This is a genomic window from Arthrobacter hankyongi (assembly GCF_022012395.1).
Taxonomy (GTDB): domain Bacteria; phylum Actinomycetota; class Actinomycetes; order Actinomycetales; family Micrococcaceae; genus Crystallibacter; species Crystallibacter hankyongi.
Map to the genome: position 1 here is coordinate 119,846 of NZ_JAKLTQ010000009.1, position 17,559 is coordinate 137,404.

Sequence of the window (17,559 nt, forward strand, 5' to 3'; positions counted from 1 at the left end):
GGCTCCTTCCACACTCCCGGATGCGGGTCCAGTATCGAGCCTAGCCCTCGGCTCCGGCAGCCACAACGGCCTGCCGGGAGCCGGACAAGGCCAGGGGCCGGCGGCTTCGCAGCGAAGCCGCCGGCCCCTGGTCCAGCGCGGAAGGTATGGGATTTGAACCCATGAGACGGGGTTGCCGCCTACTGGTTTTCAAGACCAGCTCCTTCGGCCGCTCGGACAACCTTCCCTCCCTGTAGTCTGACACGGACGGCCCGGCGGCGGCAAAAGCCGCGGACCGGCCCGATCACCCAGGCGACCTACCGGGAGGCAAGGCATGAAGGCGGTTTTCTACGACGGCGCGGGCGGACCCGAGGTCCTGGTGCTGCGGGAGGTGCCCGCACCGGTGCCGGCCGGGGGCGAGGTGCTGATCGACGTCGCCGCCGCCGGGCTGAACCGCGCCGACGTGCAGCAGCGCCTCGGGGTCTATCCACCGCCGCCGGGCGCCTCCGACATCCCCGGGCTGGAAGTCTCCGGCCGGATCGCCGCCGTCGGGCCCGGAGTGGCCGGCTTCGCGCCGGGGGACGAGGTCTGCGCCCTGCTGGCCGGCGGCGGCTATGCCGAGCAGGTGGCGGTCCCGGCCGGCCAGGTGCTGCCGCTGCCCGACGGGGTGGACCTGGCCACGGCGGCGGCCCTGCCCGAGGTGGCCGCCACGGTGTTCTCGAACCTGTTCATGGCCGCCGGTGTGCAGGCCGGCGAAAGCGTGCTGATCCACGGCGCCGCCGGCGGCATCGGGACCATGGCCGTCCAACTGGTGCGTGCCTTCGGCGCGGTGCCCATGGTGACCGCCGGCAGCCAGGCCAAGCTCGACGTCGTGCGTTCCCTGGGTGCCGAGGTGCTGATCAACTACCGCGACGAGGACTTCGTGGCGCGGGTCAAGGACGCCACCGGCGGCCGGGGCGCGGACGTGATCCTCGACGTCGTCGGCGCCAAGTACCTGGCCCGCAACGTCGAGGCGCTGGCCACCGCCGGCCGGCTGGTGGTGATCGGGCTGCAGGGCGGGGCCAAGGCGGAACTGGATCTGGGCCTGCTGATGCGCAAGCGGGCGGCCGTCATCGCCACCACGCTGCGGGCCCGGCCGGCGGAGGAGAAGGCGGCCATTATGCGCGCAGTGGCCGAGCACGTCTGGCCGCTGATCGCCTCCGGCGAGGTCGCGGCCCAGGTGGACCGGAGCTTCCCGCTGGCCGAGGCGGCCGCGGCGCATGAGTACTTCGATTCCGGCGACCACGTGGGCAAGATCCTGCTGACCATGTCCTGACCGGCCCGGCGCCCGGCAAAGCGCCGGCGGGAGGGCGGGGCGTCCGCCGGGTGCTCTGGAATGCTGCCACCTGCGCTGCTAGCGTGCTGTTCATACACAACCGGTCTCCATTTCTCAAGAGTTTGACGAGGGAATTTTCCGGGGGCCCTGGCGAGAGGGTATGAGCGAGATGTCAGAGGAACGCCCGGCACGGCCGGGTCCCGAAGATTCGCCGGCAGATGTCCTGGTCCAGGACCCGAACCTGCCTCCGGTGGCCATCGACCCGGGGGCCCTGGCTGCCGAAGAACGCCGGTGGACCCCGGCGAAGATCGCCATCTGGGTGGCGATCGCGCTGCTGGGCGGGGTGGCGTGGAGCATCATCGCGATCATCCGGAGCGAACCCATCAACGCCATCTGGTTCGTATTCGCGGCCGTGTGCACCTACTTCATTGCCTACCGCTTCTATTCCAAGTTCATCGAGGACAAGATCACCCGGCCCAATGACATGCGGGCCACGCCGGCCGAGTACAAGGCCGACGGCAAGGACTACTCGGTCACGGACCGCCGCGTGCTCTACGGGCACCACTTCGCGGCCATTGCCGGCGCCGGACCGCTGGTCGGCCCCATCCTGGCCGCCCAGATGGGCTACCTGCCGGGTACCATCTGGATCATCGTGGGCGTGGTCCTGGCCGGCGCGGTCCAGGACTACCTGGTCCTGTTCTTCTCGATGCGCCGCGGGGGCCGTTCGCTGGGCCAGATGGCGCGCGAGGAACTGGGCTTGGTCGGCGGCACGGCGGCGCTGATCGCCACGCTGGCCATCATGATCATCATCGTGGCCATCCTGGCGCTGGTGGTGGTCAATGCGCTGGGCGAGTCCCCGTGGGGCGTCTTCTCGGTGGGCATGACCATCCCGATCGCGCTGTTCATGGGCGTCTACCTGCGCTTCCTGCGCCCGGGCAAGGTCGGCGAGGTCTCCATCATCGGGTTCGTGCTGCTGATCGGGGCGATCATCGGCGGCGGCCTGATCGCCGACACCGCGTGGGGGCAGGCGGTCTTCTCGCTGGACCGCACCACCATCGCCTGGTGCATCATCATCTACGGCTTCATCGCCGCGGTGCTGCCGGTGTGGCTGCTGCTGGCCCCGCGCGACTACCTGTCCACCTTCATGAAGATCGGCACCATCCTGATGCTGGCCGTGGCGATCGTGGTGGTCCGCCCCGAAATCAAAGTGCCGGCGGTGAGCGAATTCGCCAGCCGGGCCGACGGACCGGTGGTGCCCGGCACGCTCTTCCCGTTCCTGTTCGTGACCATTGCCTGCGGCGCGCTGTCCGGCTTCCACGCGCTGATCGCCTCCGGCACCACGCCGAAGATGCTCCACAAGGAGCGGCAGAGCCGCTTCATCGGCTACGGCGGCATGCTGATGGAGTCCTTTGTGGCGATCATGGCCCTGGTTGCGGCGCTGTCGATCGACCGCGGTATCTACTTCGCGATGAACGTCTCCACCGCCGCCACCGGCGGCACGGTGGAGGGCGCCGTCGCCTTCGTGAACAGCCTCGGACTCTCCGGAGTGAACCTGACCCCGGATATGCTCACCACGCTAGCCTCCAATGTCGGCGAGGAGTCGGTGGTCTCGCGCACCGGCGGCGCGCCGACCCTGGCCGTGGGGCTGTCGCAGATCATGCACGGGTTCGTCGGCGGCGTGAGCATGATGGGCTTCTGGTACCACTTCGCGATCATGTTCGAAGCACTGTTCATCCTGACCGCGGTGGACGCCGGGACCCGGGTGGCGCGGTTCATGCTGCAGGACACCATCGGCAACGTCATCCCGCAGTTCAAGAACGTCTCCTGGCGGCCCGGTGTCTGGGTCTGCACGGCCATCATGGTGGCCGGCTGGGGGTACATCCTGATCCTGGGCGTAACGGACCCGCTGGGCGGCATCAACACCTTCTTCCCGCTCTTCGGCATTGCCAACCAGCTGCTGGCGGCCATCGCGCTCGCCGTCTGCATGGCGATCGTGGCCAAGCAGGGCACGTTCAAGTACCTGTGGGTCGTCGCCGTGCCGCTGGCCTTCGCGTCGGTGGTCACCATCTCGGCCTCGATGCTGAAGATCTTCTCGCCGGATCCGAAGGTGGGCTACTGGGCGAACCATTTCGCCTACCGGGACGCCCTGGCCGCCGGGGACACCAGCTTCGGCCCGTCGAAGGATGTGGCCTCGATGGAAGCGGTGGTGCGCAATACGACGGTCCAAGGCACCCTGTCCATCGTGTTCGTGGTGCTGACCATCATTGTCATCGTCGCGGCCATCCTGGCCACGATCAAATCCTGGCGCAACGGAGGCGGCCCGAGCGCGGAGGAGCCGGCGGTGGTCTCCCGGACCTACGCGCCGGCCGGGCTGATCCCGTCCCCGGCCGAGAAGGAGCTCGAGGCCCGGTGGAACGCCCTGCCCGTCGAGCACCGGCCGTTCCTGCACCGGAGCCACTGATGGCCGCGGCGGCCCAGGCCCTGGACGCGCTGCGCCGGGGCTGGCGCGGCTTCGTCTGGTTCTACAAGGGAGTCATGGGCGAAAACGCCTACCAGGCCTACCTGGACCACCACCGGGTGGCGCATCCGGGCACCTTGCCGATGAGCGAACGGGAATTCTGGCGGGACAAGATGGACCGCCAGGACCGGAACCCGCAGGGCCGCTGCTGCTGACCCGCACTCCGCCCCGCCCGCGCCTTGAGTACGCTCGAATCTCCCGCGGGGATCACTGACTGTGCGCCACACCCACGACCGGGCCCCGAAACGTGGGCCTGGCGCACAGTGAGCGGACAGCTGCGGCCCGGCGGCGTCACCGCGCGTCACTTTGCCGGTGCCGCGGCCGTCCCCGGGCACCCCGGGATACCATCTGGCTATGCCCCAAGTGCTTGATGCAGCCGGACTGATCTCCGAAGTGCTCACCTGGGTGATGCTCGGCCCGGGACTGCTGCTGCTGCTCGCCGGCGGGGTGGTCCGCCTGCTCGGTGCGAGCTGGCACCGCGCGGAGGGCGTGGCCTTCGCCGACGGACGCCGCCGCGGGGTGCGCTGGTTCGATCACAAACATGGCTTCGTGGAAGGTGTTTTCCCGGACGGGGACGCCGCGCCTCCGGCCGCCGGAACCGACGTGCTGGTCTATTACGACGCCCGGAACCCGGCCCGCTGGCAGGTCGACGAGCCGCAGCTGCCCGGCCATACCCTGCTGCTGCTCGGCAAGATCCTCACCGGCGTGGGCGTGCTGGCGGCGGTGGTCGGGCTGGTGGCGATGCTCTTCTGACCGGCGCGTTCCCCGGACCCGGGGAGCCGGCGGCAGGTCCATGACGGTTCACCGGATCCGTCTGGCAAGATGAGACCATGAGCGATGAGCAGCCGACACGGGCAGACGAACCAGTGATCGAGGGCGCGCTCGCCGGCGGCGCCGAAGCCGCAGCGGCGCCGGCGGACCGGCACGGCCGGAACGGCAAAAGCAGGCCCTCCTCCCTGCACGACCTGGTGGACGAACCGGCCAAGGTGATGCGCATCGGCACCATGGTCCGCCAGCTGCTCGAGGAGGTGCGCAGTGCCCCGCTCGACGACGGCGCCCGGCGCCGCCTGGCTGAGATCCATGCGCGTTCCATCAAAGAGCTCGAAGACGGGCTGGCCCCTGAACTGGTCGAGGAGCTGCGCCGGATCGACCTGCCCTTCCCGAAGGAATCCACGCCCACGGACGCCGAGCTGCGCATCGCCCAGGCCCAGCTGGTCGGCTGGCTCGAAGGGCTCTTCCACGGCATCCAGACGGCCATCGCCGCCCAGCAGGCAGCCAACCAGCACCTGGCGGCGCAGCTGCAGATGCGCCAGCTGCCGCCGGGCACCATGATCGCCCCCGGCGTCGTCATCGGCGAGGACGGCGAGCCGCGGCGCGCTGCCGGCTCCGAAACCGAGAACACGCCGCGTCCGGCCGGCCCCCGCGACGAGGGCCAGCCCTCGGGTCCCGGCCAGTACCTGTAGCACCGGTGGCGTTCTTCGGGGCCGCCCGGCAGGCCCGCCGGGACGACAAGGAACTTGGCAAGGGGCTCTGGCGCCGCCTGCACGACAGGTACCGGCGCGGACTGGACCGCTACCACCAGATCCTCGAGGGTGTGGCGGACGAGGCCCTGTATGCCGAACTGGTGGCCGTGGCAGACCAGCTCTCCGGCCAGCTGCCCGAAGTGCGCCGCTGCTGCACGGCTGCCCAGCGCGAAGCGCCCAGCGAGGGCATGGACGTCCCCGGCGGCCGGCTCGGACGGATGCACCGGTACCTGTCCAAGGCCGGCAACTCGGTGGCCGCCGCGGCCGAGGCGGCGGCAATGGCCAGGCTGGCCGGCGAGCAGCGCGGTCCGCTGGGCGACGCCGGGGTCCCCGCCGCGGTGGCCAGCGTCCGGCGCCAGGCCGCGGTGGTGCTCGAAGACATTGCCGAAGCGGTCCGCTGCCTCGAAGCGCGGGACTAGGCCGGCTGCCGGCGGCGCAGGCTTTCCTCCACCGCCGCCAGCAGCGAGCCGAACCGGGCATCCCCGGCCAGGTCCTCGATGAGCACCGCGTCCCCCTCGGCATCGGCCAGCGGCACCCGCCAGTTCGGGTACTCGTCCCGGGTTCCGGGCTGGTTCTGCGCCCGCCGCTCGCCGACGGCGTCCACCAGGGACACCCCCAGCAGGACCGACGGCGACTGCGCCAGCAGCCGGTAGAGCGCCTCGATCACCTGCCCGTCCGGCAGCCGGCCGGTGTCCGCCGGCAGCAGGCCGCGCCGGCGGACCAGATCCAGCACGGCCGCCAGGGCCTCCTCATGCAGGGCTTGTTCGTCCGTCAGCGCGCGGTTGAGCAGACCCAGCTGGTCCCGCAGCCGGACGTGCTCCCCGGCCAGGTAGCCCGCGGTCGGCGGCAGGTCGTGCGTGTTGACGCTGGCCAGGCACAGCGCGCGGTATGCCTCCGGGGGCAGCGGGGCGCCGGCGTCGTCGGACTCGAACCAGAGGATGGAGGTGCCCAGGATGCCGCGCTCGGCCAGATAGTCCCGCACCCACGGTTCCACGGTGCCCAGGTCCTCGCCGATCACGACGGCACCGGCGCGCTCGGCCTCGAGCGCGAGGATGCCCACCAGCGCCTCATGGTCGTAGTAGACGTAGGCACCGTCGCCGGGGGCGTTGCCCTCCGGCACCCACCACAGCCGGAACAGGCCCAGAATATGGTCCACCCGCACGCCCCCGGCGTGGCGCAGCACCGTGCGCAGCATGTCGCGCAGCGGCGCATAGCCGGCCTCGGCGAGCCGCTGCGGATGCCACGGCGGCTGCGACCAGTCCTGGCCCTGCTGGTTGTACATGTCCGGCGGCGCGCCCACGCTCATCCCCGGAACCAGCACCGGGCGCAGCGTCCACGCGTCGGCGCTGGCCAGGTCCGCACCGACGGCCAGGTCGTGCACCACGCCCAGCCGCATGCCGGCGGCCGTGGCGGCACGCTGGGCGGACTCCAGCTGCTCGTCGCAGAGCCACTGCAGCCAGCAGTGGAAACCGACCCGGTCCGCCAGTCGCGCGCGGGCCTGCTCCGCCGCGACCGAGGCCGGGCCGCCGAAGTCCTGCCAGAACGGGTCCTCGGGCCCAAGTTCCTCGCGCAGCGCACTCCAGAGCGCAAAATCCTCCAGCCCGGACCCCTGCTGGGCGCGGAAGGCCTCGAAGGACTGCTGGCGCGCCGGCGAGCGCTCCACCGCGTAGAGCAGTTCGAGCGCCTCCAGCTTCGCCGCGTAGGCCGTGTCCCGGTCCAGCTTCCCGGCATCCAGGTTCAGCGGGTGCACCTGCTTGGCCAGCTCGTCCACCTGCCGGCGCAGCTTGCGCTTCAGGTAGGCCAGCTCCGGCACCGCCTCGATGCGCAGGTAGAGCGGGTTGAAGAACCGGCGGGTCGACGGCGAATAGGGCGAGGGCTGCAGCGGCGGTGCCGGCTCGGCCGCGTGCAGCGGGTTGACCAGGACAAAGTCCGCCCCGTGCCCGCCGCCGAGGGCGGCCAGATCCGCCAGATCGGCGAAGTCCCCGATGCCCCAGGACCGCTTCGAGCGCACCGAGTACAGCTGCGCGGCCAGGCCCCAGCCGCGGCGCTGCTCCAGCGGCGCGGCCGTGGTGAGCCGCTGTGGCACCACCACGAGGGTGGCCTTCGTGTGCCGGTCGCCGGAGGCAGCGTGCAGCACGTGCCAGCCCAGCGGCAGGTCCCGCGGCAGCTCGAAGGTCGCCCGGCCGGTCAGCACGCCGTCGACCAGCCGCGGGTTCACCCAGAGGTCGCGCTGGACCGGGTGGTGCCTGCCGCCGTCCTCGGCCTCGATCCACAGCCGGACCGGCTCGCCGTGTCGGACATGCACCGGCACCAGGGTTTCGGTACCGGCGCGGCCGACGACGGCGGGCGGCAGCATCCGCCGCCACGGCGCCAGTTCGGCGTCCTCGAGGGCGGCGTCGAGCAGTTCGTCCGTCCCGGCCTTCACCCCCAGCCCGGCAATGATCTTCACCAGGGTCTCCGGCGCGACGTCGTGCGGCTGCCGGTCCCAGCCGGAGAAGGAGGTCCCGATGCGGTGCGCCTGAGCCAGGGCCTGGAGCCTGGCCAGATCCAGCCGGCTGGTTCCGGGTGCAGTGGGTGCTGTGTTCATCAGGTCCGCCTCGTTTCCTGCCGCGGCGGTGCCGGGCCGTTGCGATCTGGAAGGGAACTGATGATCAGCCTAACCGATCGGCCGGCCCCCTGCCGCCGGGGCCGGACCCGCCACTTGCATGTTGATATGTCCCCAAATGCAGGATCCGCAGCGCCCGGTCAGCCCCCGGCCGGCAGCCAGCTGCGGACAACCCCGCCGTAGGTACCGGGCGCGGCCGGCTCGATGGCCCGGTCGCGGATGCCGAGGATCCCGGTCCAGGCCTTGTGGACCAGGTCGTAGCTGTCGACGTCGGCATCGGTCTCGCCCGGTTCCCGGTAGGTCATCCACTTGTCCCCGCCGGCATGAAGAGATTGAGCAGGTACCGGGTGCCGTCGCGCACCTGCACGTCGTTCGTGGTCATTAAGAGCAGGATCGCGACGAGGATTTTTCTCGTAAACACTGTCTCCTGGGTGAGGACCTCTGGACCGGTTTCCTGGCGCCGCTCCTGTATGGTTCCGGGCGGGAGCACAGTCTTCCGGCGGGACGGTGGAACTGGGGCAAGACTAACCGGCGGCGGAGCGCCCGGCCAGACTTCGCCGTCGCCGGCTGTCCCCAAGCGTCCCGATCGGGGAACCGGCCCCGGGCCCTCGTCCGCCCGCACGATGTCCGGCCGCCGGACCGTCTACGCTGGAAGGCACGAGCCGGCAGGCGGCCGGCCCGGAGGGGAGAGCATGGCGGCAATCATCTTGGCCTGGAACCCGGAACTGTGGGACGGGTGGCAGCCGGCCTATCCGGAAGCCGTCGATCTGGTCGCCGCCACGGGCGCCTTCCAGGCGCACTGGAGCGTGGGCCGGCACCGGAACATCGAAGCCGGCAGCGAGGCCTGGCTGCTGCTGCAGGGCGGGCAGGGCCGCGGGCTCATCGGCCACGCCACCGTTACTTCCGAACCCTACCCCGGGCCCCATTTCCGCCGGCCCTCCGCCACGGCCAACTACGTGGAGGTGGTCTTCGACGTGCTGCTGCCGCGCGGCGACGAAATCCCCGCCGCCGAACTGCTCGCCCGCGTGCCCGGGATCCCGTGGAAGGCGGTGCGCGGCTCCGGCCTGGCCGTGCCCGCCGGCAGCGAACCGGCCTTGCGCACGCTCTGGGCCGACCATGTCCTGCCATCCGCCCAGGACCCGACGCTGCCGGTGCCAGGCACGCTGCCCGGGGAGGCCGTGACCCGGGTGCTGGCCAACCGGTACGAGCGCGATGTCCGGGCCCGCCGCGACTGCCTCGAACACCACGGGCTCAGCTGCGCCGCCTGCGGCTTCAATTTCGAGGCCGTCTACGGGGAGATCGGGCACGAATTCATCCACGTCCACCACCTCGTGCCGGTGGCGCTGCTCGGCCCCGGCTACGAGCTCGACCCGCTGACGGACCTGGTCCCGCTGTGCGCGAACTGCCATGCTATGGTCCACACCCGTCCGGACCCGATCCGGCCCGCCGAACTGCGCCGGATCATCGATGCCTCGCGCGCCGTCGCCGCCGAGGTGGCGACGCCGGAAGAGGAAGCAGCCCTGGACGAAGCCCGCCGCATGCTGGGCTGAAGCCGCCGCGGCGGGCCCGGCGCGTGACGTGCGAGGCCGCGGCGCTTACGATATGGGAAGCCGGACCAGGACGGCCGCGCGGGCGGGTTCCGTGGTCCGCCGGCACAACCAGGCAGGAGAACGACTTGGCTGAAGACGACGTCATTTTCTCCGTGACCGCGACGCCGCGGGCAGGCGGCGGGCAGGGTTTCCGCAACGGCATTGAGCAACTCGCGGCCGCCCGCGTGGGTGGCGCCGTCTTCCGGGTCAACGAAGTGGACGATGACAGCGCCAGGCTGACCGGCAGGATCCCGGTCAAGCTGGCCACCAGCGATGCAGAACTGGCCGCCTACCTCCAGGACGAGATCGAGTCCCAGGAGGGCATCAGCCTGGACCTGGACGTGACCATCGAGGGCGACGTCGAGGCCGGCTGACGGCCGGGCGCGGCGCCTCCGCTTCGGCTGCCCGGAGGGGGCCGGGAGCCCGACGACGGTGCGGGCGCCGGACCCCCGGCCGGCGGCGGAGCCTGGCTCAACGCCGCCCTCCCGGGACGGGAAATCGGTCCAGCCGGTCCGTTGGGGGATGGCCGGTGGATCGGTTAACCCGCGACTCCAAGAATAGTAGCGCCGCAGGTCAGGGCAAGGTCCGGCACCCGGATCCGCCCGAGCGGGTACCCGAAATTCATCGGGCCCGCCGGCTGGCCGGGACGGGTCAGTCCAGCAGCCGCTTCAGCGTGTCGCGGGCCTCGTCCAGGGCGCACCTGAGCCGGGGCATCCTGCTGCCGGGCAGCAGCACCCGCGGCCCCTTGCTCCAGACCTCGGACAGGTCGGCGATTTCCGGCGTGTCCCAGGCCGCCAGGCGGAACGCCTCGACGGCGGGCAGGTAGGCCGCGCCCAGTTCCGCCGCCCCCGGATGGGCGATGATGCCGTACCGGCCGAACAGGCAGGTGACCCGGTCCACGAGGTTCGGTGTTTCCAGCAGCAGGTAGCGCGGGTCCTGCCCGAGCTGTGCCGCCGCGTGCCTGGCGTACTTCAGGGCCCGGCCGGTCTGGCTGCCCCGCCGGCTGTGCTCCAGGCTGTAGGAGACCATTTCCAGCAGGCTGTAGATCCTGGAACCGAAGTCGAATTCCAGCCAGTCCTGGATCGTGGCCGCCTTGTCCCAGGCGTCGCTCCGCTCCGGCGTCTCCGGCGGACTGTCCCGCCGCGTGTCCCAGATCCGCACCGTTTCGTTCAGCGCCTCGTCCAGGGTGTCGTGCAGCACCGAGCAGAGCAGGACGCCCATGTCGCCCACTCCCCAGCGCAGCAGGCACAGCGTATTGCGCAGGATCCGGTCCAGCCGCAGGTTGCTGAACGGCCCGGGCGGCTCGTCCAGGATCTGGCCGTGGTGCACGCGGACGGCGGCATCCAGCGCGTAGCCGAGATACTCCTTGTCCGCGTCGGCAAAATCCTCGGTCATCTGCATGATCCCGGCCAGGAGCAGTGCCGTGTCCGTCCGGCTGGACCCCGTGGCCGCGGGGGAGTCCGGCGTCATGCGCCCATCATCCTCCGGCGCCCTGACGCTGGGAAGACCCGGGGCGCCGGCGCGCTGCCGCCCTGCCAACGCTGCAGGGAGCTGCTTTCCGGGCCGTCAGGCAGCGCTCAGGCCGCGCGCCAGCGCAGCCGGTTTTCCGTGGCGGAGGTCCTGCAGGTGCAGGTCCTGCCGTTGGTCTTGCCGGTGTCCTTCCGGTCTTTCAGGGACGAGGCGCAGAAGGCACCGGGGGAGACTTCATTCCTCTGCGTTTCCGGCTGTGGCCAGATACCTGAATCTGCGGCGCTGGGCCCGGGACGACCCGGCGGCCGGCGGGATCGACTCCCGCCGGCCGCCGGACCGCTATGGATTGTGCTGGCTGCTTCTACTGCTGCGCCGCCGGGTCAGGCGGCGTCCTGCTCCAGCTCATCGGCGTCCTGCTCGAGCTCGGCTGCTGCGGCTTCCTTGGCGGCGGCCTTCTTCGCGGCCTTCTTCGCCTCGGCCGCAGCCTTCTTGGCGGCGATCCTGGCCTTGACTGCTGCCTTCTTCGCAGCGGCGGCCTCCTTCTTCAGGGCCTTGGTCGCCTTGGCCTGCAGCTTCTTTTCCAGCGCCGCGGACTTCGCCTCGGCCTTCTTCGCCTCGGCCGCAGCCTTCTTGGCGGCCGCCGCTTCCTTCTTGGCCGCGACCTTCGCCTTGACGGCTTCCTGCTTGGCGGCGGCCGCCTGCTTCTTCAGCGCCGCGGCGGCGTGGGCTTCGGCAGACTTGCCGGGAGCAGCCGGGGCCGACGCCGAGGGCACCGGAGCGGGAACGGTTTCCTCCGCCGCCACGGCGGCGCCGGCCCCGCCGGAAAGGATGACCCCTGCCGCGAGCAGGCCGGCGGCGAATTTCGATGCGAATGACATGAACGTATACCCCAATGCTGTAGAACCGAGATGCTGCCGGGATAAACCTTTTACCCCGGAGCCGATCCTAAAGTCTTTTTCGCACCTGTACAGGGGTGCGGCACGAAAGCGGCGGTCCCGGGCCCGAATTCTCCAGCAGCGTCCCCCACGGATGCCGCGGGCCGGCGCTACGCTGCCAGGCGCCGCCGGACGATCTCGCTGACGGCCTTGCCGTCGAAGCGGCCGGCGACCCTCGCGGTCACCGGCTTCATCACCAACCCCATCTGGCGCGGGGACAGTTCCATTCCGCCGGCTTCCAGGGCGGCGATTTCCTCGTCGACGATGGCCTCCACCTCGGCGGTGGTGAGCGGCTGGGGCAGGTAGGCCTCGATGACCTCGGCCTCGGCGATCTCCGTGGCCGCCCGTCCGGCCTCGCCCGCCTCGGAGTAAATGCGGGCGGTGTCGCGCCGCTTGGCGGCCTCCTTCTGCAGCAGGGCGGTGGTCTGGGCATCGTCCAGTTCAACCGGCGTCTTGCCGGACTTCTCGCGCGTGGCGATCTCGCCCAGGACATTCCGCAGGGTGGTCAGGGCCGTCTTGTTGCCTGACTTCATATGGGTGACGACGTCGGCGTGCAGGCGCTCTTTCAGGGTGCTCATGGTGTCCTTCGTTTCTGCGATGGCATTGTTCCGCCGGATCCGGCGTTGCCAGCAAAAACACTAGTACCGTCTCCGGCCGCCGTTAGGCATCGCTGGGGAATTCGTGCCGCCGGGGCGGGTACTTGAGCCGGCGGTATTCGGTGGGGCTGAGGCCGAAGCGGCGTTTAAATGCCGTGTTGAGCGCGAACGGCCCGCCATAGCCCACTTCGCGTGCGATCCGTGCGGTGGTCATAGTGGGGGCCGCGAGCAGTTCGCTGGCCAGCAGCATCCGCCAGTTTGCCAGATAAGTCATGGGCGGTTCGCCCACGGCGGCGCGGAAGCGGCTGGCGAGCGTCGCACGCGTGACGTGCAGCCAACGGGCCGCGCAACAATGCCCTGGGACGAATCACCGCCGACGGCACCGGCGCCGCGAACGCTCGGCAAGACTTCGAACGCCCCTGGAACCGGGCCAACCACACCCGGTGCGTACTGGCGCTGGCCGGCGCCGCCGGTCTGGCGGTTTCACTGGCACGGTAAGTTCCGGCCCCACCCCGCTGCCAGGAGTCCAGACTGCGCTATTGTTCGACCGCTCCAATCTGCTTCATCAGCCCCAGCATGTCGGTGGCGCCCCAGTGCTCGGTGACCTTGCCGTCCTTCGTGCGGATGATGTCGATGCCTCCGAACTCGACCGTCCGCCCGGTGGGTGCCACACCCATCAGTTCGCCCTGATGGGTGCCGGTGAGGACAACATGGACCGCTTCCAGGTCCCCGTCGACCAGAGCCGGCTCCAGGGTCTTTACCGTGATGTCCGGGAAGGCCGTCCGCATCACGTTGACAAAGAACCTGATCCCTTCCCGTCCGGCCGGCTGCCCGGGCAGGGCGTCCTCATGATCGGTATAGTCCTCCGCTGCCCGTTCATCGATGAGCGAGAGGTCCCCACCCTGCAGGGTTTCCCTGTAGAACCGCTGGATCAGCCCAGTTCCGCTTTCCATCTCCGACTCCTTGAATCCGGGTCCTGCATATCGTTGGCGCACGGGCCGGTGACCTCGTCCCGGCCCCGCCATACCGATGATGCACCGCTGCCGTTACCGGATCCGGTCCAACTCCCTCAAACTGCTTGACTCGCGTGCCGTTCCCTGCCCACTGTGGAGCTATAGGTCGGGGGCCGATTGCACCCGCAAGCGGCGCCGGCATGGCTCTTCCGCAGGAAGTGAGCGTCATGGCTTCTCACCGCGAACTCAAGAAGACCCTCAAGCCCCGGCATCTGTCGATGATCGCCATCGCCGGCGTCATCGGCGCGGGGCTCTTCGTTGGCTCCGGCGCGGCGATCCAGCAGGCCGGGCCGGGCATCCTGGTCGCCTACATCGCCGCCGGCATCGTCGTCGTCTTCGTGATGCGCATGCTCGGCGAGATGGCCGCCGCCAACCCGGAGACGGGCTCGTTCTCCGCCTATGCCGACAAGGCCCTGGGCCGGTGGGCCGGCTTCAGCATCGGCTGGCTCTACGCCTGGTTCTGGATCATTGTCCTGGGCATCGAGGCCACCGCCGGTGCGGCGATCATGCACCGCTGGGTCCCGGGAGTCGAGCAGTGGAGCTGGGCGCTGATCCTCATGATCGCGCTCACGCTCACGAACGTGTGGAGCGTGAAGTCCTACGGTGAGTTCGAGTTCTGGTTCGCCTCGATCAAGGTCACGGCCATCATCCTCTTCCTCATTGCCGGCGTCGCCGCGATCCTGGGCCTCATCCCCGGCGTCCCGGCCCCCGGCCTGTCGAACCTCGTCGGCCACGGAGGATTCATGCCCAACGGCGCCAGCGCGGTCCTGGCCGGCATCCTCGTGGTGGTGTTCTCCTTCTTCGGCGCGGAGATCGCCACGATTGCCGCCGGCGAATCCGCCGACCCGGTCACCGCCGTGCGCAAGGCCGTGACTTCCACGGTGTGGCGGATCCTGATCTTCTATATCGGATCGATTGCAGTGGTCGTGACCCTGCTCCCGTGGAACGACGCGTCGGTGGCCAAGAGTCCCTACGTTGCGGTGATCGAGAGCTTCGGCATCCCGGCCGCCGGGACGATCATGGACATCGTCGTGCTCACCTCGGTCCTGTCCTGCCTGAATTCGGGCCTCTACACGGCCAGCCGCATGATCTTCTCGCTCTCGACCCGGGGGGATGCTCCGGGAGCCTGGAGCCACATCTCACGGCGCGGCGTGCCGGTCGGTGCGGTCCTCGCCTCGACAGTCGTGGGCTTCATTACGGTCGGGTTGAACTATCTCTGGCCGGACACCGTCTTCCTGTTCCTGGTGAACACCTCGGGTGCGATCGCCCTGTTCGTCTGGCTCGTGATCGCCTGCTCACAGCTCGTGCTGCGCCGCCATGCCGACGCCGCCGGCACCAAGCTGGCCATCCGGATGTGGCTCTACCCATATCTGACGTGGATCTCGATCATCGCCATCCTGGCCATGATCGTGGGCATGCTCGTCCTCGACAGCACACGCGAGTCGCTGCTCCTCTCCGTCGGGCTCGCCGCCGTCGTCGTGGCGATCGGCGTGATCCGGTACCGGCGCCAGCTCAGCCCGGTCGGCCCGCACGAGCACACCGCGGCCGAAGACCGCGCCGAGCTCCTCGAGGAGGACGCCGAAGCCCACGGCCACGGAGCCTGAGCAGGGCCGCCGGCCCCGGCCGCGCGCAGCGGCCGCCCCGGGTGCGGCCCCTTCCCGGCAGGAAGGGCCGCACCCGCTGGGTGGGTTTCAGGGAGTGAGCAGGACCTTGATGGCGCGGCGCTCGTCCATGGCCCGGTAGGCCTCGGCGGCCTGCTCGAGCGGCAGGGTGAGGTCGAAGACCTCGCCGGGGTTGATCTCGCCGTTCATGATCAGCTCGATCAGCTCGGGCAGGAAGCGGCGCACCGGGGCCGGCCCGCCGTGCAGGTGGACGCCGGAGAAGAAGAGCTTGGCGCCGTCCAGCGAGACCCCGTGCGAGACGCCGACGAAGCCGACGTGGCCGCCGGGCCGGGTGGCATGGATGGCCTGCATCATCGACTCCTGGGTACCCACGGCCTCGATGACCGAGTGTGCGCCCAACCCGTTGGTGAGCTCCTTGATCTTCGCCACGCCCTCGGCCCCGCGTTCTTCGACGATGTCGGTGGCGCCGAACTTCGTCGCCAGGGCCTGGCGGTCGGCGTGCCGGCTCATCGCGATGATGCGCTCGGCCCCGAGCCGGCTGGCGGCAAGGATGCCGAGCAGCCCCACCGCCCCGTCGCCCACGACGGCGACCGTCTTGCCCGGGCCTGCTTCGGCCGCGACGGCGGCGAACCAGCCGGTGCCGAGCACATCCGAGGCGGCCAGCAGGCTGGGGATCTGCTCCGGGGTTGGCTGGGTGCCGGTGGCCACGAGCGTGCCGTCGGCCAGCGGAATGCGGGCGTATTCGGACTGCGCGCCGGTGGCGGCGCCGGGCTGCCGGTTAATGCAGTGCGTCTGGTAGCCGGCCTGGCAGATCTCGCAGGTGTTGTCCGAGGCGAGGAACGAGCCGACGACGAAGTCGCCGACCTTGATGTTCCTGACCTCCGGTCCGATCTCCTCGACAACGCCGACGTACTCGTGGCCCATCGGTGAGGGTCCGTCGACCGGCTGGAGGCCGCGGTAGGGCCACAGGTCCGAGCCGCAGACACAGGCGGCGGCAACGCGGATGACCGCGTCGGTGGGCTCGACGATTCCCGGGCGCTCGCGTTCCTCGACGCGGACGTCGCCGGGGGCGTACATGATGACTCCACGCATGGTGGGATTCTCCTTCTCCTGGATGGTTTCGGGGTCAGATCAGCGGGCGGCAGAACCTGCGGTTTGCGGTTCTGCGGCGGATTCTTCCACGGCGCCGGCCGGAAGCCGCCGGATCAGGAACACCGCGTGCGCGGCGACGGCGAGGGCGGCCGAGACTGCGGTGACGACGCCCAGCGGCAGCATCGTGGCGGCGCCGGCGAGTCCCACGAAGGGGGCAGCGATCCCGCCGAAGGCGAACCGGGCCATGCCGAGCAGCGAGGACGCGGTGCCGGCCAGTTGCGGATAACCCGCCAGGGCGAGCGCCGTCGTCGGCGGGGTGGTGACGGCGACGCCGCCGACCATCACCAGCAGCGACACGACCACGGCGGCCAGCGGCAGGGCGGACAGCCCCGCGGCGAGCAGGCCGAGCGCGCCGGAGGCGCACATGGCCAGACCGACGGCGAGTGTTCCCCGCATGCTCCAGCGCTCGCTCGTGCGGCCGGCGAGGTAGCCGAAGACCATGAATCCGGCCGAGTTCAGGCCGAACGCCAGCGCGTACTGCTGTGGGGAGAGTCCGTAGCTGCCCTGCAGCACGTAGGTGGCCCCGGCAAGGTAGGCGAACAGGGCGGCGTTGACGAACCCCTGCACGAGCACGGCGCCGGCGAACGCACGGTTCGACAGCAGCGCGCGGAAATCACGGCCGGTCTGCGCCAGTCCGCCCATGGTGCGGTGCTGCGGCGGCAGGGTCTCGCGGTAGGCGAGTGTGACGGCGGTGAGGAGGGCCGCGCCGACCGCCGCGAGGAACACGAACAGGCCGCGCCAGTCCGTGACCGTGGCGAGTTGACCGCCCAGCAGCGGCCCGATCACGGCGGCGAGACCGCCGAGCACCGTCATGCGGCCGTAGTAGCGGATCAGCTCCCCGCCGGAGTAGATGTCACGGCCGGCCGCTTGGGCGATCACCAGGCCCGCCCCGCCTGCGAGGCCTTGGGCCAGGCGGGCCAGGATCAGCGTTTCGACGGTCGGGCTGGCCGCGCACACCAGCGAGGTGGCAATGTAGGCGGCGACGCCGGCGTACAGCGGGAGGGATCGTCCGAACCTGTCCGAGAGCGGTCCGGCGAGCAGCTGGCCGAGCGCCAGTCCGACCAGGCACGCGGTGACGGTCAGCTGGGCCACCGACGTCGCGGCGCCGAGTTCGTGCGTCAGTGCGGGCAGCACCGGCAGGTAGAGGTCCATCGAGACCGGACCGAACACGGTCAGCGCCAGCAACAGCGCCGGCAGCAGCCGCCCGGCGGGCCGTTGGGGGAGGGCAGGGAGATTGGGCAC

The 17,559-nt window shown here is 70.4% G+C and carries 18 protein-coding genes, 1 tRNA gene and 1 pseudogene; 10 read left to right on the top strand and 10 right to left on the bottom strand.

From position 1 onward, the window contains the following. Positions 1-138 precede the first annotated feature (138 nt). A tRNA-Ser gene (locus tag LVY72_RS13500) sits at positions 139-226 on the bottom strand. A gap of 87 nt (positions 227-313) precedes the next feature. On the opposite strand from LVY72_RS13500, the gene LVY72_RS13505 reads away from it, so the two are divergent. From LVY72_RS13505 to LVY72_RS13530, 6 genes are all read left to right on the top strand, one after another. Next, positions 314-1,294, top strand: coding sequence for an NAD(P)H-quinone oxidoreductase (locus LVY72_RS13505; RefSeq protein ID WP_237821692.1), 981 nt, complete (start codon positions 314-316; stop codon positions 1,292-1,294). A gap of 160 nt (positions 1,295-1,454) precedes the next feature. Then, a complete protein-coding gene (locus tag LVY72_RS13510) occupies positions 1,455-3,755 on the top strand; it encodes a carbon starvation CstA family protein (RefSeq protein WP_237821694.1) in 2,301 nt (766 codons plus the stop codon). Further along, complete coding sequence (locus LVY72_RS13515; protein ID WP_237821696.1) at positions 3,755-3,967, top strand: YbdD/YjiX family protein; 213 nt, start codon at positions 3,755-3,757, stop codon at positions 3,965-3,967. Before LVY72_RS13510 ends, LVY72_RS13515 begins: the two co-directional genes overlap by 1 nt. Before the next feature lie 199 nt (positions 3,968-4,166). Beyond that, a complete protein-coding gene (locus LVY72_RS13520) occupies positions 4,167-4,565 on the top strand; it encodes a sortase (RefSeq protein WP_237821698.1) in 399 nt (132 codons plus the stop codon). Positions 4,566-4,642: 77 nt separating this feature from the next. Then, a complete protein-coding gene (locus LVY72_RS13525) occupies positions 4,643-5,275 on the top strand; it encodes a bacterial proteasome activator family protein (protein ID WP_237821700.1) in 633 nt (210 codons plus the stop codon). 5 nt (positions 5,276-5,280) lie between these two features. Beyond that, complete coding sequence (locus tag LVY72_RS13530) at positions 5,281-5,754, top strand: hypothetical protein (protein WP_237821702.1); 474 nt, start codon at positions 5,281-5,283, stop codon at positions 5,752-5,754. Here the strand turns inward: LVY72_RS13530 and malQ are convergent. After that, a complete protein-coding gene (malQ, locus tag LVY72_RS13535) occupies positions 5,751-7,922 on the bottom strand; it encodes a 4-alpha-glucanotransferase (RefSeq protein WP_237821704.1) in 2,172 nt (723 codons plus the stop codon). The genes LVY72_RS13530 and malQ overlap by 4 nt on opposite strands. 158 nt (positions 7,923-8,080) lie before the next feature. Continuing rightward, a complete protein-coding gene (locus LVY72_RS13540; RefSeq protein ID WP_237821706.1) occupies positions 8,081-8,245 on the bottom strand; it encodes a hypothetical protein in 165 nt (54 codons plus the stop codon). A 387-nt stretch (positions 8,246-8,632) separates the two neighbouring features. Between LVY72_RS13540 and LVY72_RS13545 the strand changes: the two genes are divergently transcribed. Beyond that, on the top strand, positions 8,633-9,490 hold the full coding sequence (locus LVY72_RS13545) for an HNH endonuclease (RefSeq protein WP_237821708.1): 858 nt from the start codon (positions 8,633-8,635) through the stop codon (positions 9,488-9,490). A 125-nt stretch (positions 9,491-9,615) separates the two neighbouring features. After that, positions 9,616-9,903: a hypothetical protein gene (locus tag LVY72_RS13550; protein WP_237821710.1), complete on the top strand. Its 288-nt coding sequence runs from the start codon at positions 9,616-9,618 to the stop codon at positions 9,901-9,903. A 277-nt stretch (positions 9,904-10,180) separates the two neighbouring features. Here the strand turns inward: LVY72_RS13550 and LVY72_RS13555 are convergent, their stop codons facing one another. The 4 genes from LVY72_RS13555 to LVY72_RS13570 form a co-directional block, all read right to left on the bottom strand. Then, the gene (locus LVY72_RS13555; protein WP_237821712.1) at positions 10,181-10,999 is read right to left on the bottom strand and encodes a hypothetical protein; all 819 of its coding nucleotides are present in this window, start codon (positions 10,997-10,999) and stop codon (positions 10,181-10,183) included. 380 nt (positions 11,000-11,379) lie between these two features. Beyond that, complete coding sequence (locus LVY72_RS13560; RefSeq protein WP_237821714.1) at positions 11,380-11,877, bottom strand: hypothetical protein; 498 nt, start codon at positions 11,875-11,877, stop codon at positions 11,380-11,382. A gap of 167 nt (positions 11,878-12,044) precedes the next feature. Then, positions 12,045-12,512: a GatB/YqeY domain-containing protein gene (locus tag LVY72_RS13565; protein WP_237821716.1), complete on the bottom strand. Its 468-nt coding sequence runs from the start codon at positions 12,510-12,512 to the stop codon at positions 12,045-12,047. 82 nt (positions 12,513-12,594) lie between these two features. Continuing rightward, positions 12,595-12,864, bottom strand: coding sequence for a helix-turn-helix transcriptional regulator (locus tag LVY72_RS13570; protein ID WP_269092517.1), 270 nt, complete (start codon positions 12,862-12,864; stop codon positions 12,595-12,597). Between the two features lie 8 nt (positions 12,865-12,872). Here LVY72_RS13570 and LVY72_RS24910 point away from each other — a divergent pair. Then, a pseudogene (locus LVY72_RS24910) lies at positions 12,873-13,028 on the top strand (anthrone oxygenase family protein); the annotation flags it as partial. Positions 13,029-13,066: 38 nt separating this feature from the next. On the opposite strand, the gene LVY72_RS13575 reads toward LVY72_RS24910, so the two are convergent. Further along, positions 13,067-13,483 carry an ester cyclase gene (locus LVY72_RS13575; RefSeq protein ID WP_237821720.1) on the bottom strand — a complete coding sequence of 139 codons (417 nt, stop codon included), beginning with the start codon at positions 13,481-13,483 and terminating at the stop codon, positions 13,067-13,069. A 227-nt stretch (positions 13,484-13,710) separates the two neighbouring features. Between LVY72_RS13575 and LVY72_RS13580 the strand changes: the two genes are divergently transcribed. Then, complete coding sequence (locus LVY72_RS13580) at positions 13,711-15,147, top strand: amino acid permease (RefSeq protein WP_237821722.1); 1,437 nt, start codon at positions 13,711-13,713, stop codon at positions 15,145-15,147. Between the two features lie 87 nt (positions 15,148-15,234). Here LVY72_RS13580 and LVY72_RS13585 read toward each other — a convergent pair whose 3' ends face one another. Both LVY72_RS13585 and LVY72_RS13590 read right to left on the bottom strand, forming a co-directional pair. Next, positions 15,235-16,257: a zinc-dependent alcohol dehydrogenase family protein gene (locus LVY72_RS13585; RefSeq protein WP_237821724.1), complete on the bottom strand. Its 1,023-nt coding sequence runs from the start codon at positions 16,255-16,257 to the stop codon at positions 15,235-15,237. A 39-nt stretch (positions 16,258-16,296) separates the two neighbouring features. Then, positions 16,297-17,559, bottom strand: coding sequence for a multidrug effflux MFS transporter (locus tag LVY72_RS13590; RefSeq protein ID WP_237821726.1), 1,263 nt, complete (start codon positions 17,557-17,559; stop codon positions 16,297-16,299).